At 35.3% G+C, this 464-nt stretch carries 1 protein-coding gene; it reads right to left on the bottom strand.

Annotated features, from left to right (window positions below; translation table 11 throughout):
* The coding region (locus E1176_RS00180) for a DegT/DnrJ/EryC1/StrS family aminotransferase (RefSeq protein ID WP_343030477.1) at nt 1-449 on the bottom strand (449 nt) is incomplete at its 3' end.
* Nucleotides 450-464 lie beyond the last annotated feature (15 nt).

Here is a 464-nt window from a genome sequence, read left to right as displayed (position 1 = left end):
TGAGTTGATAAAAACTTAGCTTTATTTACATATTCATCATCATTACTCACCAAAGCTCCTCCTCCTGAAGTTGTTATAATCTTATTTCCATTAAACGAGTATATACCTATATCTCCAAATATACCTACGTAATTACCTTTGTATTTGGATCCCAGTGCCTCTGCGGCATCTTCTATAACCGGTATTTCGTATTTTTTTGCCACCTCCATTAATTCATCAATTTTGGCTGGCACACCATATAAATGAACGAGAATAATCGCTTTGGGCTTTTTACCCTTTTTCAACCTATCAATTATAGCCTCCTCCAATAGATCAGGATCCATGTTCCAAGTATCTATTTCAGAATCTATAAAAACAGGTACAGCATTTAAGTATTTTATTGGGTTACATGATCCCGCAAAAGTGAATGAGCTGCAAATAACCTCATCATTCTTTTCTACCCCTAACATAATTAAACCGAGGTG

It is taken from the genome of Fulvivirga aurantia (assembly GCF_009711475.1).
In the GTDB taxonomy this organism is placed as follows: domain Bacteria; phylum Bacteroidota; class Bacteroidia; order Cytophagales; family Cyclobacteriaceae; genus Fulvivirga; species Fulvivirga aurantia.
The sequence above is the reverse complement of the archived record's forward strand: the minus strand, read 5'-3'. Positions and strand labels throughout refer to the sequence as shown.